A 17448-nucleotide genomic window follows, 5' to 3' on the forward strand; every position below is an offset into this window, starting at 1 on the left:
TTTGAAAATTAGTTGAAAAGATAATTAATTGTTCTCTTTTATTTACAGGCTGTCAAAAACCTACGGTTTTTGGCGCATCAAAAATCTTTGATTTTTGCAGGTTCTACATTAACTCTCTTACCTTTGATTCTGCCTTTATCCATCAGTGACATGAAATTCTTTGCACCCTCCTCAGGAACCTCAATAAATGAAAACCTATCAAAAACATCTATTTTGCCAATCACATGGCTTGAAAGCCCTGTATTTTCATTAACAGCTTTAACAATGTCTTTAGCTTTAATTTTTTGTTTTTGACCCACATTAATAAAGAACCTCACCATTCCAGGACTAGCGCCTGTATCTTTAAATTCGGCATCAGAACTTTCTGTATGGTTTTCTTTATTCATGACTATTTTTAAAAGAGCCGCAGCAGTTTCAACTGATGTATAATCCTCTTCCATCAAACGTTCAATTAGACGAATGTATTTACTCAAATCATCGTTGTTTACTACTGATTTAACCCGGTCTAAGAAGATGTCAGTTCTTATTTCTTCAACATCTGCAAGTGAAGGGATTCTGTGCTGTTCAATCTTTGTTTTTGTAAATTTCTGTATGTCTCTAAGCTGATAAATTTCCCTACCTGCAACAAATGTGAATGCGCGGCCTGTTTTTCCTGCACGACCAGTTCTACCGATTCTATGCACATAATATTCATCATCATTTGGTACGTCATAATTAAATACGGCTTCTACATCTTCCACGTCAATTCCACGAGCTGCAACGTCAGTTGCAACAAGAATTTCTATCTGCCCCTTTCTGAACTTACCCATGACCCGATCTCTCTGTTTTTGAGTCATATCTCCATGGAGACCGTCTGCAAGATATCCCCGAACCTGTAAATGTGTTACCAGGGCGTCAACCCTCCTTTTAGTGTTACAGAATACCAGAGATAGTTTAGGGTTATATATATCTACTAAACGAGAAAGAAGTTCTAACTTCATCTTTTCTTTAACTTCAAAGTAAATCTGCTCAATTTCAGGAACAGTCATTTTCTGATGGACCACTTTTACAAATTCAGGGTTTTTCTGAAATCTTCTGGTTAAATTTAAAATTGGTCTGGACATTGTGGCAGAAAAAAGAAGTGTCTGTCTCTTTTCAGGCATATATTCAAGTATAAATTCTATATCTTCACGAAAACCCATGTCCAGCATTTCGTCAGCTTCATCAAGGATGATAGTATTTACATTATCCATTTTAAGTGTTTTACGTCTTATATGATCCATTACACGACCAGGAGTACCTATAATTATTTGAACTCCTTTTTTAAGAGCCTTAATTTGTCGTTCTATTGGTTGTCCGCCGTAGATAGGCAGGATACTAATTTTTTGGTATTTTGAAAGTTTTCTTAATTCTTCAGCAACCTGAATGGCCAGCTCTCTTGTTGGACACAAAATAACTGCCTGTAGCTTCTTATTTTCCGGGTCAACCATTTCTAAAACTGGAATTCCAAATGCTGCTGTTTTCCCGGTCCCTGTTTGAGCCTGTCCTGTAACGTCTTTACCATCTAAAATATGGGGGATAGCAAGTGATTGGATTGGTGTTGCCTCTTCAAATCCCAAATCTGCAACAGCTTTTTTGATCTCAGGAGAGAGATCTAATTCAAAAAATTTTAATTTTTTCATCTTATCTTCCTATTTTTAATTTAAAACATAATTAAAGAATTATTTTAAGAGAATGAACATGATAACTAAAAAATGTCATTCAATATTATTAATTTAATTATCTAAAAAAATTTTTGATAGTGATATTAGCCAAAAATAAACTAAAGGAAATGGAAAATCATTTCCAATTGAGTTAGTGAGTTGCTGGATTTTTTAACCCTATATCTGGAACGATGTTAGTGATCTTCTGCATTTTATCAAGAAGACTTTTTTTACCTTTTCCAACAAGTGCATGTTCAAGAACTTCACTTAAAGTAGATACTGGAATAATTTCAATCTTATTTTTGTACCTTTCCTCTATCAAAACATCATTCATGTTTGATTCAGGTATTAGAACTTTCTTTATTCCTGACTCTGCTGCAGCTTCAATTTTTCCGGTTACTCCTCCAACTGGAAGGACATCTCCTCGAACACTTAATGAACCTGTAAGTGCCACTGACTGGTCAACAGGGATATTTTCAAGGGATGAGACAACTGCTGTTGCAACAGAAACACTTGCACTATCTCCTTCAACTCCTTCGTAGGCTTGAAGGAACTGTATGTGTATGTCATAGCTTGATATGTCTGTTCCGGTGTGTTTTTTAATTAAAGCACTGACGTTTTGCACGGCTTCTTTAGCTATATCTCCAAGTTTACCGGTTGCAATAATCCTACCTTCTTCTTTACTTTGTGCCGGAGCAGCTTCTGCTACTATTGGAAGAATTATACCACTTCTATCTCCAATTACTGCAAGACCATTTACAGTACCGATTTCACCGCCTTCAGATTTGAAAACTTTGTATTTTTTCCTTTGACCAATATAACGATCTGCAATTTGCTGTTCAAGGGTTCTTGCAAGTTTTTTGGCACTTAATACATGTGATACTTTAACATGATCTGCATTTTCTCCTTTGGCTATATCTCCAGCAGCCCTTACAAGGCCACCTAAATCCCTTAACCTTAAGGTTAATGTGTCTTTTTTACCAGATCTTCTTTGAGCCTCTCTTATAATTTCGGCAATAGCTTCTTTGCTAAAATGAGGTATTCTACCGTCTTTTTTAACTTCTTGAGCAACAAATTGAACCAGTTTATCTCTATTTTCTGGTGTATCTGGCATTGAGTCTTTCATGAAAACTTCATAACCATATCCTCTTATTCTTGATCTTAGCGCAATATGCATTCCTTCAAGTACCTGAAGGTTTCCAGATGCTACAAGAACAAAATCACATGGAACTTCCTGCGATCTGACCATTGCACCACTGCTTGTTTCACTCTGCCCGGTTATAGAATATTTCTTCTCCTGCATGGCTGTTAAAAGCTCTTGCTGAGTTTTATTTTTCATTGTACCAATTTCGTCAATGTAGAGGACGCCCTTGTTTGCCTTGTGGATCATCCCTGCCTCAACACGTTCATGTGCAGGTGTTCCTAACCCTCCGGACTGGTAAGGGTCGTGTCTGACATCACCTAAAAGTGCACCAGCATGAGATCCTGTTGCGTCAACAAAAGGAGCTGTAACATTGCTTTCATTATTTACAAGAAGTTTTGGGACCATAATTGAGGTTCTGGGTTTTATCTGTTGAAGCGCAACGAAAACTATCGCTGCAGCTATTAAGGCCACTAAAATCTGATTCATTACAAATCCAACGATCATAATGAAGGCCAGTATGATCATTGTAAACATGTTTTTCTTCTCTTCCTGGCCCTTGGCCTTTGCTTTATAGTTTGCAACTATTTTTTTACCTTCACCTGCAGGCATGGCTCCAATTAAGGGATTATGGTTATCTTCAATGTTTGGATAGACTAAAATATCCTGAAGTTCTTCTCCCGGTAATAGCTCTGCCATTCCCTTGGCTAACATGGACTTACCAATACCAGGTTCTCCAATTAAAAGAACATTCCTTCGCTGTTTAGCAGCTTTTTTCACGGTTTCAACTGCTTCTTCCTGGCCAATAATCTGGTCAATTATTTTTTCTGGGACTTTAATATCCCCTGAACCTGAATAAATTCTTGATTTAAATGAATTTGTGTCTGAATTTAGATTTGCCATGATCCATGACAACCTCCCTTTATCCATTTTGTTAAAAAATAACATTTTTCTGTAAATTATTTTAATGGTATTTTTGATATTAAATTTAGTAATATATATTATTGATATATATAAATATCTACTTTTCTATTTTCTTTAAAAAATATTTTTTTTTAAACCAGATGGATTTAATATTATTAAAATTTAATTCAGTTGAATATTATAACTGATTTAATGTAACACAAATTTATATATGTCTCAGTTAAATATATATGGTTTTAGTAGATTTCAACTAAACTAAAATGGATAAATCAAATATTATTTTAGTGGAGGCAAAATCAGTGGGTACTGTTAACAAAAATAAATGCATAATGGTACAGGGAACTTCATCGAATGCTGGAAAAAGTGTTGTTGTTGCTGCACTTTGCAGAATTTTTTCTAAAAGAGGATACAGAGTTGCACCTTTTAAATCTCAAAATATGTCCTTAAACTCCTACACAACTCATGAAAATGCAGAAATTGCCATGGCACAGGTTTTACAGGCTGAATCGGCAGGAATTGAACCTTCATATCACATGAACCCTATTTTGCTTAAACCAAAAGAAGACTTTATATCTCAGGTGATAGTGCATGGAAAACCTGTTAGTGACATGAATTTCTATGATTATCAGACTTCTTTTAGAGGAAAGGCTTTAAAAGCTATAAAAGAATCATTGAATGCTCTAAAAAAGGAATATGATATGGTTGTAATTGAAGGTGCAGGATCTCCAGCAGAAATTAACATGAAAGATAAAGACCTTGCAAACATGAAGATAGCACATTTAGCTGATGCGGACGTTATTTTAGTGGCAGACATTGATAGGGGAGGTGTTTTTGCATCTATTGCCGGTACTTTTGCTTTGCTGGATGATGAAGACAGAAAAAGGATAAAGGGAGTTATAATCAACAAGTTCAGGGGAAATCTGGATATATTAATCCCGGGGATACGTCAAATTGAAGAAATTGTGGGTGTGCCCGTTCTTGGTGTTGTGCCTTACGATGAAAGCCTTAAACTTCCTGAAGAAGATTCAGCTTCTCTTTCAGAGCGAAAATACAGAAAAAATGAGAAAATAAAAATTGGAGTTATGAGACTTCCAAGAATCTCCAATTTCACTGACATTGACCCTCTTGAATACGAACCCGACGTGGGGATTAATCTAATTGAAATGGGGGACGAAATGGGTAAATTAGATGCATTAATCATTCCTGGAACCAGAAATACTGTAAGTGACATGGTAACTTTAAATGAAGCTGGTTTTACAGATGAAATTGTTCAATTATCAAAGGAAGTCCCTGTTTTTGGAATCTGCGGTGGATATCAGATGCTTGGAACCAGGGTTATTGATGAAACATTTAAAGAATCTAAATTAGGAACTGTTGATGGAATTGGGATTTTAGATATTAAAACCAGGTTTGAAAGAATTGATAAGATTGTAACGAGGAGTAAAGCTGAAATTCTTGGAAATGGAATGTTTAAGTCTATAAAAGGAGATCTGGTTAAAGGATATGAGCTTCATGAAGGTTTAAGTGTTCTTGGAGATTCTAAACCTTTATTTAAAGTTGTTGAAGGATGTGGAAATCATCCTTTATCTGGATATGATGGTGCTGTTGAAGGTTATGTTGCAGGAACTTATTTTCATGGGATATTTCATAACTTTAAATTTAGAAGAGTCTTTACAGATTATTTAAGAATTCAAAATGGGTTAGAACCTATTGGATTTAGTGGAGATAACTTCGAAGCCTTAAAGAAGTTTTCAATTGATAGATTGGCAGAAATAGTTGAAGAAAACGTTGATTTATCGATTATTGAAAACTCAATTGAATAAATTAAAAAAATAAAGAAATATAGAATTTAATTTATTCAATATCTTCTAAATGTTTATGTTTCGACCTTATCAAAAGTATAGTGCATGGAGCAGAGTGAACAACTTTTTCTGACACACTTCCAAGTAAATGCTTGTCTATTTTGCTTTTTCCAGTTCCCATGATGATGACATCCACATTTTCTTCTTCTGCAATTTTAACAATTTCTGATGCAGGGTCTCCTTCAACGAGCATGGGTCTGAAATTAATCATATATGTGTTTGGCTTGTGAAATTCCTTTTCCATACGATTTAAAACATATTTTCCTTTTTTCTTTAGCTCTGTTACCATCATTTCCTTAACTTTCTTAGGGGTCAGGAATGGGGCAGATGTGTCTGCAACATAGAGCCCTATAACTTCCATTTGTCTTTCACCTATTAAATCTAAAGCATGTTCAATTATTTCATCCAGATATTCGCCAGTACTTGTTACCAATATTTTTTTATACATTTAATCACCCTAAAAATCCTATCCTTATAACTGCATAGGTTATATAAGTTGCCATTAATATGATTCCATTAATTCTGGTAAGTTTCATTCCCTTACTGATCAATAAGAGAACCAGTATTGTAACAAAAATCATTGCCGGAGCATCAAAAGTAAGTGAAAGAGGTTCTACAGGCACATTTAGAATTAGAGCAGGTATTCCAATACCTATCATAATGTTAAATGTGTTACTTCCAAGTACAGTTCCTATTGATAGGTCATGCAGTCCTTTCATAGCAGATGAGAGCGTAACAACAAGTTCAGGTATACTTGTTCCAATTGCAAGTGTAAAGAGCCCCATGATCATTTCAGGAATGCCCAAAGCTTTTCCAAGTTCTACTCCACTATAAACTAACAATCTACATCCTATAATTAATCCAGCAAGTCCTATTACCATCCATATCAAAGTTTTAGGACTAATTGTTTTAAATTTAGATAAAATTGAACCTTCATTAATCTCAGATTCATTTTCAAGTCCAGTTTCAATTTGTGAATTATTTTTAGCAGATTCTTCTTTTTGAGATTTAATCAAGGCTCTAAGATAAAACGCATAGACCACTATGAAAACAACAGCTGCTATTTTACCAATATCTCCAAGGAACATGAAAAATATAAGAATAAGTGATGTAACAAGTGTTACCGCTCCATCTCGAGTTAATCCTTTAGGACTGGCTTTAATAACTCCTGCAAATGCTCCTGAAATACCAAGTATCCCTGCAATATTCCATATGTTTGATCCTATAACCACCCCAACTCCAATATCAGCACTACCGGTTAAAGTAGCAATCATTGCAGAACCAAACTCTGGAAGGGATGTTCCAATTGCTGAAGCTGTGACTCCAAGTATTATTTGAGATATGCCCACAAGAGCCCCTATTTCTATCAGATTATCAACGAATATATCTGCAGATTTTATTACTATAATTAAAGAAACAATTAAAATTCCAATCAATGCAAATAAAAACATTTCCATAAACTCACCGGAAGAATATTGCCTTTATCATCATATAAATGTATCGAGGAAGGAATCTGGTCTTGTAAATAAATTCATGTTAAAAAAGTAGTAGATTTTTGTAATTCTACATTTATGATCTTTTTTATCCCAGGAATGGTTTTGCAATAGTTAACATGACTATAATGGTTATTATAATGCCTATTGTGATTAAAGGTAGCCCTGCTTTGAGTATTTCCTTGATTTCAACGTATCTTGTTCCGTATGCCATTGCTACTGTTGGGTCAGCCATTGGGAGCATGAATGATAGTGAACAGGCGATTGCTACAGGTACTGCGTATGTTCCTACTGGTTGTGCCTGTGCTGCTGCCAGTGAGACAGATAATGGCACAAGTATTGCAGCCAGTGCGATGTTGGACATTACCTGTGTGATACTCACTGCAATAATCATCAGGACTATCATTATGGCTACTGTTGACACGTCATTACCTAATAAACCAATTAAATGATTAATTATCCATTCAGCTGCTCCTGTTTGCAGTAATGCTGCTCCAAGACTTAATGCCCCTCCAAAGAATATTATTAATCCCCAGTCAACGTTTGTTTGAGCATCTCTCCAGTCTATTATTTTGAAGATAAAGAACAATGCAGCCCCGATTAAAGCAACTGAAAAACTGTTTAATCCAGTGTAATGTGTTGTGATCCATAAAAATATGGTGAATAACAGTATTCCTAATGATAATTTTTCTGTTCGTGTCATTGAGCCTAATGCTTCTATTTTTGAGGTAATGGTGTTCATGCCACCGACTATTCCCTTTACCTCTGGTTTGAATACTGCGCCCATGAATTTCCATATTATAAACATCAAAATGATTGATAAAGGAAACCCAAAAATCATCCAGTTTACAAATGGAATGTGGGTGTATGCTGCAGCCATCAGGTTGGGGGCAGTTCCTATCGGTGTACCAAATCCACCGGCCAGAGAACCATAAGATGCGCCGAGTACCATTGCCTTTGCAAAGTTACTTCCACCTTTTTCAGGGTTATTTGCTCCCATAATAGGTATAATCTCTTTAATTATTGGTAAGAGCATTGCAAAGGCCACCACATTTTCAATCCATGCTGAAAGTAATCCTGTTGAAAATACAGCGACGAAAATACTTTTATCTGGGCTGATTCCAAGTTTGCTGAGCATCGCGTAGGTTAAACGTGTAGCCAATCCACTTTTACGAATTGCTTCTGCAATAATGAAACCACCTATCATGAGGAAGATGATGGGATTTGCAAAGCCAATCACAGCATCAGTAAAGGTTGCAACGCCAATAATGGGTTGTATAAAAAGTATGATTAAGGAGGTAACAGCAAGATGTAATGCTTCGCTTGCCCACATTATTATGGCGAATACAAGTAGTGCCATTGCTGCATGACCCGGATAGCTTAAACCATTCATAGGAATTAACATCACAACTATAAAAGCAACTATAGCTAAAGGCATTCCTAAATTCTTCATATTAATGTACATTTTGTAAGCCTCTAAATATGAAATATTTGGAGTTCAAGAAAAACGTAGTTTTTCCTTCAAACTCCAAAAATTATAACAATAACCTTATGATCTGGTGTTATATAAAGGTATTTTATAATGATTAATCATTAATATTTATTTTATAGATTACATATTTGCATTGATTTTTTTCAAAAGACAGTTAGTCAGTTCTAAATTTTGCTGATGGATTATTGAACCGGTTAAAATAAATGATTAGAACTTTATTTTGTGCCTTTGATGAAATTTCCAGTAGTAATGCCTCCAAGAGATATCTTTTTTATCTCTTTCTTCATCTTATTAATGGTTGAAGCTTCAAAATCTATTTCAATAGCACGTTTGTAAATAGAGCACATTAATTTACCATATTCTTCTGTACGTCCCTCTAAATCCAGTGAAACATTATCAATAGAGGTTTCAGTGATTTTGGACATAAAATCTATAAGAGATAGTTCTACTGAGTTTAAAATAATTGTTCTACACTCCCTATCCAATCTTAATGGAAAAACACGATTTTTTTCATCTTTAATTCCTGAAAATATGTTATCTGGAACGTTTTTCTGGGATATATCTTTGATCAGGGAGGGCAGACAATCTCTGGAAATTAATGACTCAAGATTTCCCTGGACAATCAGCTCTAATTCTACCTTAATCTTTCTCTGGCGCACTCTGGATACAAGAACTTGAATTTCATCAAATGAAAGCTCTGGAGATATTCTAAGACATTTAAAATAGTCTTTAAGTGTATCTGCAGTTTCACTATTCCATATATTAAGTCCTGATGAGGCAAATAAGTTAATTTTAGGGTTTAAATCTAAAATGAACTTTGCAGCTCCCAGATCATCAACCATAACTCCATTAACTCCAGCATCAAATGTTTGAATTAAAAGTGGTTTTATTTTATCCATAAAATTATTTGAAGTAATTTTAGGTAGTTTTAAGACTAAATTGACTCTATTTTCTTTACAGAATGATAATGCTTCGTTAATTAACTTTAAAAGTTTTTCAGTTTCTATTTCAGCATGGAAATTGCAGTTAACTGGACTGTAAAGATTAAACAGATTAAAATAAATTCTATTGCATCCGGCATCAACTGCTGCCTTTAAAACATCCAGATCATCAACATAAGCATTTAAATTTGGTGTTTTTCCCTTTAATTCCACATTTGAAGAAAATTCTTTATTTAAAGTGTTTAATCGACTGTATGCTCTTTTCATTTTATCTTCAGAGGGTTTAAAAGATGATATAATCATCTCTCCAATTTTTTCAAACATTTCCCTTCTGACCCTGTTTAATTCACCGATAGGAGCAAATAAATTGCCAGGATAGTTTATGTTTATATTTCTTACTTTAAAAGGAGTGTTACCAGTTTTTTTAAATTGTCTGATAATTGTTTTTTCTTCAAGCGGTCTTTTAAGAGCTTTCACCATTTTAAAATCAGCGGTCCTCTCTAATTTCAGGGAACGATTTTCAAAGTTGAAATCACTTTTCAGTATGATTGCACCATCATTTTGAACCAGTATATCTAAATCTACCATAAGTTGATTTTTCAACTTATTCCTGGATCCATGGATGATTTTTTGAGCTTCATCAACCAGTGCCTTACGTTTTGTTATGTAAAGGGCTGTTCCTGGCTTTAAATATCTTTGAACTTTAAATTTAATCTTATTTTTGTTAACTTGCGGGGATTCATTCATTAACATTCCATAATCCTTCTGGCCCTTATTTGGCGGTAAAAAAACAATTCCATCTCCTTTTTGAGGGATAACATCTCCTTTAACCTCTACCAATGCTTCTTTTGTCTCTTTGTTATATCTAAGGACAGTACCGGCATAGAGTCCCCTGTTTCCCGGACGATCCCGTCCCATTACTTTACTGTAATCATTTTCTAAAAGATATCCCCCTGTAAAACCTCTATTAAAAGCTAACTTAAGGTTATTAATGTCATCTTTTTCTGGTTTCCATTTTCCTTTTAAAATAGAGTCCAGAGCTTTCCTGTATATGCTCACCACAATTGCCACATACTCTGGAGACCTCATACGGCCTTCAATTTTAAGAGAACATATATTTAACTTTGTAATATTATCAAGATCTTTATATAATGCCAGATCACGGGTTGATAACAGGTACCTATTTTTAAGAGGAATTCGGGATAAATTAGCAGGCCTTCCATACTCATCCTTTTCTCCCAAAACCAGATCATATTTCTTTCTACATGGCTGAGCGCACATTCCTCTATTTCCACTTCTACCCCCTATAAATGATGATATTAAACACTGGCCAGAGTATGAATAACAGAGCGCTCCGTGGGCGAAAATTTCAAGCTCAATTTCTTCAATTTTAACATTTTCACTGATATTTTTAATTTCTGATAGTTTCATCTCTCTTGAAAGCACCACGCGCTTGAACCCCATTTCTGCTGCCCATTTAACTCCTTCAAGGTTGTGAATTGTCATCTGAGTAGATGCATGGAGCTTCAAATCAGGAACAAGTTCTTTTGCAAGTTTTGCAATGCCAATATCCTGAACTAAAATAGCATCCACACCTATTTTGTAGAGAAAAACAAGATATTCGGCAATTTCTTTAAGTTCACAGTCTTTAATGAGGACATTCACAGTAACATAGATTTTTACTCCTCTTAAATGCGCAAAATCTACCGCTTCACTCAATTCTTCATCATTGAAGTTAGCTGCATAATGTCTTGCTCCAAATTGTTTTCCTGCAAGATAAACTGCATCTGCACCAGCATTCAGGGCAGCCTTGAGTGCATCCATACTTCCTGCAGGTGCCAGTAATTCAGGTATATGTTTTTCCATCATTTTTTCCCAAATATGAAATTATTTTTATCATGTTTTTAAGGTAATTGTTTTTAATGAAGAAAATAGAAGATTATAATTAAAGGATTATTTCAGTATTAAATATAATAATTCTGATTTTCATGAGTAAATAATCACATATAATTCTAACTCGGATGATCATCGGAGGTAACATGTATATTTGTTTAGAGGGTATTGACGGTGCAGGAAAGTCAACGCAGATTATTCTTCTTGAAAAATGGCTTAAAGAATATGGATGTAATGTTAAAAGGGTTTTTGAGCCTACAAATTCGCCAGTTGGGAAATTGATCCGGGAAATGCTCCAGGATCCAGGGGCTACTGGAGATAATTTTCAAAAAGCACTGGCACTGCTATTTGCTGCTGATAGGATGATATTAATGGAGGAAATAGCGGCTGCAGAGGAATCAGGCAGGGTAGTAATAAGTGACAGGTCTTTTTATTCAAGTATTGTTTATCAAAATGAACCGCAGTGGCTTTATGAAATAAATAAACATGTTAAAAGACCAGATATTGTTATATTGCTTGATATGGATGTTAAAACTGCTTTAAAACGGTGTGAAGGTAAAGATAGCTTTGAAAATGGAAGTTTTCTGGAAAATATAAAAAATAAATATCTTAAACTTGCAGAAGAATGTGACTTTTATGTTATAAATGCAAATAATGGAATTAATAAAGTTCAAGAGGATATAAAAAAGGTCATATCTCCTAAAATCGGCAGGTGTATATGATTTATGACTAATTAATGGCCATATTATTTAGTAAAGAGAAATAATTTTACCTTAACTGGTAGGGACTTACAAATTAAAATAATATACACAAAAATTAAGTATAACCCAAATCATATATTCTTACAGAAATCAGGATTTATAAAATATTTCAGTTTAACCATGTTTTATGGAGAAGTAATAATGTTAAATAAAGACGAACTTACCGATCTGATAATTAATACTGATCTGGAGAAGATTCCTGGCCCTAAAGATGTTTGGGAAAAGCAAATTGATCTTGGTGATGGTAGAATTTTAATTGTAGGCTATGAAGAAGAGTCTAAAGTCTGTGAACTGACAACAGACCAATCAGCAAGCGGAATGGATGAAGAAAAATGTGCAATAGTTTACTACTGGTACTGGGAAGTCAGAGACTTTGAAACATGGGACATTATATATGAAAATCATGATACTGATTTGAGCTTCTGTATTGAAGATCTACAAAATACATGGGGCGATGAAAGCACATTTGCAGATACTGGTAATGTTCCCGGAACAGAGCTCTGCACATGGAGCGATCGAAACAATATAGAAGATATTGTAGATGATATACTCGATGATATTCAGGATGTGTTGGAGAACCAGTGAAAAAATATGGTAGATATTTTAGCGCTTGATGATCCAGTCCATGCATTAACCACTGATAATTTACTCACATATAAAGGTATAGCAGATGAATTAGGTGTTATACCTCAAAATGATTTTCACAGAACCTTCGGATAGGGGATATTATTGTTTTTTGATGAAAAAATTTATCGATCTATCTTTTTTTCCTGATTTAGTGGCGTTTAACGTGATTTTGATAATGGAAACATTTTTTGGGATTTCCAGCTTATATATAAATCTATTTCTTGTATCTAGAGGTATCACTTGATTATATATCCCCAGATCACTTGACGTGATTCTAACAGTTGCATTTACTTCTGAAGAACCATTTAAAACGCACTGATTAGTGTTATAATCTACAAAAACAATCATTTCCCCATTATCAGTGTAATCCGCATTCACAAATCCATTTGAAGGATCAAAATTAAGACCAAGTAGGGTTGAATTCTCGACGGGAGTTAAAAAGCAAACTACACTGATTATTAGAACAATACCCAGTAAAGAAGCGCTACAAATGGCAATGGTTTGACGTCTGGGACTTTGACCAGACCACCATTTCCTAGGGCCTCCCGATTCATTTTCAGGAAGTCCATAGAAATTTTCCATCTTGTTCATAATTCTTAATTTTTTAAATCCTACGGCAAGAAATCCTCCTAGAATTACCAGAGCTACAAACTTACCCATGTAAGAAAAAATACATCAGATTATCTAAAGGAAATAACAACAATGTAATTGATGATTCCGATAATGGTGCTTGATAGAAGTGTGTTTTTATATTCCTGGTTGCGTATCAAATGATAAATAAAACCCACTAATACCACAATGATCAGCAAATAAGCTGGTGAAAGATAATAAACATGCATTGATCCTGTAATGCCCATTAAGTTTACCGTCCATTATAATATTATTATTCACATTTTTTGAAAACAGTAATAAGCTATTGTATGGGTTTCAATTATTCCCCCTTGTTCATTTTTAGGTATTTTTCCAAAGAATTAGAATTTTCAGGCATTTAATCTTCTCACTTTAACAACGTATCATTACTTTTTTCTATAAACTTCTAAAAAATTAAAATATGGATTAAAAGTAGTCTACTACTTCATTCCAGTTAAGCGTACTATCTGTTGACAAGAAAGTTTGAAAACAATAGAATTTAAACTTTTTTCAGTAGTTTTTTCATACCCACTGCAACCAAGCCCCCTATTATAACAAAGACCATAAAAGCTAAACTCCATCCTAATATCATCCAATTATCAAGCCAAGTTGTTAAAGCAGATCCCCCCCCGCAAGAATGAATCCAATTATAATACTTGCTAACAACGTATCTTTGTACTCATTGTTCCTGATCAAATGATATACAAAACCTACTAAAAAAAAAAGAAAAATAGTGTGTAGATAGGTGAAAGATAATAATACATAGCTGATCCTGTAAATTCCATTATATTTACCTCCAATGTTATCATATTTCTAGTAGGTGCATCGTAAAAAGTTTTGTAAGATAAGACTATGTCCATAATTTTTCCTCCTACTATCTGACTAGGAGGAAGTATATATTCAAAAGTATGAGAACCACCAATAAATTTTCCAAGTATACCTCCTATCAAAACCCAATATTGAGTATAAGTATGGCTTTCGCTAGGAGCAATATAATAAGTTAAAGCACATTCCACGACCCAAAAACCAGTAGTATATGGAGTTCTTTGAACTTCAACATGGACCAATGAATTTGTCCCAACATTACCTCCATATACATAAGCTATAAATGGATCTGTAAGTAATCCAATTATGCCCACCAAATACTCATTTTCTCCTGTAATCTGCGTTAGTCCTAATGATTTTTTCCAATCATAGTTCTGTATCATTTGGATAATAGCTTCACCAAAATTAAAAGCCAAATCTGTCTGAAGATTATGATAACAGTAAGCACCACAATAACCATTAACCGTGTTAATATCTCTTACAACACCTGTTTCAGGGTCAATTACAAATATTAGATCATCTCGGCCCACTGCCTTCAGCACCACATAGCCATTGGACTCAAAAACTTCCAAAGACACACCGTTCATGAATGCATTGTTTATGTCGATCGTCACTGAGTTTACATGCCCTGAAGTTGGAGTATTAGCCTGGTAATCAGACCAAGAAGCTTCAACAGACAATCGTCTTCATATGATCAATGACAGTCATCCAATCCTCCTTACCACAATACCAATCTAAATTCTGGATTAAACAAACCCATTACAAAGCATGAAACTAAGAAAAGTACAATTGTCAGGACAAACATAAATCCAAACCCATTTCTAGTCCTTAAATCGATAGGCACAATTTTGTTGAGTTTATCTGGAAATAGAATAATACTCTGTACAACTAAACCGACTAAAATAGAGACTAAACAAAACTCTAAAGAAGGACTACCTTTGGTAAAATAGAAATAAAGCGCTGAAAATCCACGTCCAGTAGTCTGGAATCCTAATAATGCAGATAAAAGCCAGTAACCAAATGGAAAATAACCGGGCCCTAAAGGAATGCTCATCTTCGGACCCTCATATTTAGGAACATTCTTATCACTAAAAGTTTTAATACGCTTAAACATGAATAAAATCGGATAAACAGTCGATATTCCAAATCCAATACCAAACGGAATGTTATTTGTGGTTATCCCAAAAGCGATACCTGTTAAAAAGAAAAAAGGAGCAACGGTTAACATAAACGCAACCAAATTTTTAGTATTGTCATCTTTGTATTTTTCAGCCAATCCCCAATAATAATCTACAATTATCATTCCTGGAAGCGTGCAAAAGGCAAAAAAGAAAGGTAGAAACTCAAGACCTGTTAAAACACCGACAAATAAGTAAGTTAGAATGAAACTTAAAACTGTAAAATATATTGCTCCTAACAGTGAGCTCTTTAATTTATCTTTAGAATCAACTTTACTGGATCCAAAAGCCATTTCAAAGCCTTTTTTGGAGAAGATTAATTTTATGTTTTTGATTAGAAATTTTGTATAGTTCATATTTACACTCGCCAATAAAAAAATTAGGGATTGGAAAGATATTCTGTAATGTTATTATAGAACTGGGAACTGTATTGATCGATTTCTGGACTGTATTCGTTTATTATCACATTAAGTGATTCTTGCACACTGTTGGAAATGACAAGATTTTGAACAGCTTCTTCAAATAAACAATTTTGCCAATTCAAGAGGTGGAATACAGAATTTCATCTCTGTATTTTCTAGCAGCCTCATCCTCAGGATCTAACTCCAAAACTTTATCAAAACAGTTTAAAGCCTCCTGATTCTTACTTAGTTTCATTAGCGTATGACCTTTTTTATACCATCCGTTTATATCATCTGGATCTAGTTTTATAACGTTATCAAAACAAATTAATGCTTCTTTATCATGTTTAAGTTGATTTAAAATGTTGCCTTTAGTCCCCCATGCCTCTAAAAAATCTGGATCCAGTTTTAAAGCTTCGTCCAAACATTCCAAAGCCTCATCAAACCGTCCTAGCTTAAAAAGTGTAAAACCTTTACCATTTAAAAAATAAGAATCTTGAGGATTCAACTTTAAAGCACCATTGTAACAAGTTAAAGCTTCATTGAATAACTCTAATTTTAGTAATATAACACATTTACTATTCCAAGTATGAAAATCTTGAGGATCCAACTCTAAAACTTTCGAAATCTTTGATTTCGATACCCCAAAATCAGAGATTTTGAGGGCTTCATCATAACATTTCAAAGCTTCATTAAGCATTCCCAATTCCTTTAAAGTATTTCCTTTATTACGCCAAATAGCTGCATCATGAACTTCAAATTCCAAAGATTTATCAAAACATTTTAAAGCATCATAGTATTTTTCCAAGCTATTTAAAACAAGGCCTTTAACATACCATGCATCATAATGATTTGGATCTATTCTAATAGCTTTATCACAACATTTCAAAGCATCTTCATATTTTTCAAGAGCATATAAAGCCATTGCTTTAGAAACTAATATATCAACACGATTAGGATCTACTTCTAAAGCTTTATCAAAACATTCAAGGGCTTCAGTATATTTCCGTTTATTAGCGAATGTTAGCCCTCTTTCATACCATTTTTCAAGTTTATTCTTTTTAAAAGGATTTTTAAACATTTGAACCTCCAGATTTATGGACTTCTTCTAATAATTAATTTGGTAGCATTAGTTGTATTATTGTAGGTTGATGTTTCCCATTCATAGTCTGGTATTGCCTCATCTATTGTATTAGTAATATACAAATAAATAATGGCTAATATCCCTCCAATAATAAGTTTAGATGAATCATCTCGAGGAATAGGGATTCTTTGAAGATTCATAAGTTTTTTAAAGTATTCATCTACATTTTCTTGTGCTACTTCCTTTTTAGTTTTTCCTCGCCATTCTGGAGGAATCCATTCCCCACCTTTCTTACCTGCGTAATTTATGCGAGATAACCATTCTGGTTCTGAATTAACCAAAGAATTACCCAAACTAAGAGCTAATTCTGTCTGCAAATCATAGTAGCAGTAAGATCCGCAGAAACCATTAGCTGTGTTCATATCCCTTACAACACCTGTTTCGGGGTCAATTACAAATATTAGGTCATCTCGGCCCACGGCTTTCAATATTACATAGCCATTAGATTCATATG

The 17448-nt window shown here is 34.2% G+C and carries 15 protein-coding genes; 4 read left to right on the top strand and 11 right to left on the bottom strand.

Annotated features, from left to right (window positions below; all coding sequences use genetic code 11):
* Positions 1–77 precede the first annotated feature (77 nt).
* Both PQ963_08620 and lonB read right to left on the bottom strand, forming a co-directional pair.
* Positions 78–1661, bottom strand: coding sequence for a DEAD/DEAH box helicase (locus PQ963_08620; protein ID MEN4029726.1), 1584 nt, complete (start codon positions 1659–1661; stop codon positions 78–80).
* Positions 1662–1833: 172 nt separating this feature from the next.
* A complete protein-coding gene (lonB, locus tag PQ963_08625; protein MEN4029727.1) occupies positions 1834–3726 on the bottom strand; it encodes an ATP-dependent protease LonB in 1893 nt (630 codons plus the stop codon).
* Positions 3727–4007: 281 nt separating this feature from the next.
* On the opposite strand from lonB, the gene cobQ reads away from it, so the two are divergent.
* Complete coding sequence (gene cobQ / locus PQ963_08630; protein MEN4029728.1) at positions 4008–5570, top strand: cobyric acid synthase CobQ; 1563 nt, start codon at positions 4008–4010, stop codon at positions 5568–5570.
* A gap of 31 nt (positions 5571–5601) precedes the next feature.
* Here cobQ and PQ963_08635 read toward each other — a convergent pair whose 3' ends face one another.
* The 4 genes from PQ963_08635 to PQ963_08650 form a co-directional block, all read right to left on the bottom strand.
* Positions 5602–6057: a universal stress protein gene (locus tag PQ963_08635; protein ID MEN4029729.1), complete on the bottom strand. Its 456-nt coding sequence runs from the start codon at positions 6055–6057 to the stop codon at positions 5602–5604.
* A 4-nt stretch (positions 6058–6061) separates the two neighbouring features.
* Positions 6062–7066 (bottom strand): calcium/sodium antiporter, encoded by a 1005-nt coding sequence (locus PQ963_08640; protein MEN4029730.1) that lies wholly within the window; start codon positions 7064–7066, stop codon positions 6062–6064.
* A 124-nt stretch (positions 7067–7190) separates the two neighbouring features.
* Entirely contained in the window at positions 7191–8567 is a 1377-nt protein-coding gene (locus PQ963_08645; protein ID MEN4029731.1) for a DASS family sodium-coupled anion symporter, read from the bottom strand.
* 242 nt (positions 8568–8809) lie between these two features.
* Positions 8810–11401, bottom strand: coding sequence for a U32 family peptidase (locus PQ963_08650; protein MEN4029732.1), 2592 nt, complete (start codon positions 11399–11401; stop codon positions 8810–8812).
* Between the two features lie 173 nt (positions 11402–11574).
* On the opposite strand from PQ963_08650, the gene tmk reads away from it, so the two are divergent.
* The 3 genes from tmk to PQ963_08665 all read left to right on the top strand — a co-directional run bounded on the left by tmk (position 11575) and on the right by PQ963_08665 (position 12909).
* Positions 11575–12150, top strand: coding sequence for a dTMP kinase (tmk, locus tag PQ963_08655; protein MEN4029733.1), 576 nt, complete (start codon positions 11575–11577; stop codon positions 12148–12150).
* A gap of 180 nt (positions 12151–12330) precedes the next feature.
* On the top strand, positions 12331–12774 hold the full coding sequence (locus tag PQ963_08660; protein MEN4029734.1) for a hypothetical protein: 444 nt from the start codon (positions 12331–12333) through the stop codon (positions 12772–12774).
* Between the two features lie 6 nt (positions 12775–12780).
* Positions 12781–12909, top strand: coding sequence for a hypothetical protein (locus PQ963_08665; GenBank protein MEN4029735.1), 129 nt, complete (start codon positions 12781–12783; stop codon positions 12907–12909).
* 6 nt (positions 12910–12915) lie between these two features.
* Here PQ963_08665 and PQ963_08670 read toward each other — a convergent pair whose 3' ends face one another.
* From PQ963_08670 to PQ963_08690, 5 genes are all read right to left on the bottom strand, one after another.
* Positions 12916–13476, bottom strand: coding sequence for a hypothetical protein (locus PQ963_08670; protein MEN4029736.1), 561 nt, complete (start codon positions 13474–13476; stop codon positions 12916–12918).
* 683 nt (positions 13477–14159) lie between these two features.
* Complete coding sequence (locus tag PQ963_08675) at positions 14160–14951, bottom strand: hypothetical protein (GenBank protein ID MEN4029737.1); 792 nt, start codon at positions 14949–14951, stop codon at positions 14160–14162.
* A 38-nt stretch (positions 14952–14989) separates the two neighbouring features.
* Entirely contained in the window at positions 14990–15805 is an 816-nt protein-coding gene (locus PQ963_08680; protein ID MEN4029738.1) for a hypothetical protein, read from the bottom strand.
* 184 nt (positions 15806–15989) lie between these two features.
* Positions 15990–16931 (bottom strand): tetratricopeptide repeat protein, encoded by a 942-nt coding sequence (locus PQ963_08685; protein ID MEN4029739.1) that lies wholly within the window; start codon positions 16929–16931, stop codon positions 15990–15992.
* A 14-nt stretch (positions 16932–16945) separates the two neighbouring features.
* Positions 16946–17448, bottom strand: a 503-nt coding sequence (locus PQ963_08690; protein ID MEN4029740.1) for a hypothetical protein, incomplete at its 5' end; no start/stop codon positions are given.

Origin of the sequence: Methanobacterium sp., assembly GCA_039666455.1 — an archaeon.
Taxonomy (GTDB): Archaea; Methanobacteriota; Methanobacteria; order Methanobacteriales; family Methanobacteriaceae; genus Methanobacterium_D.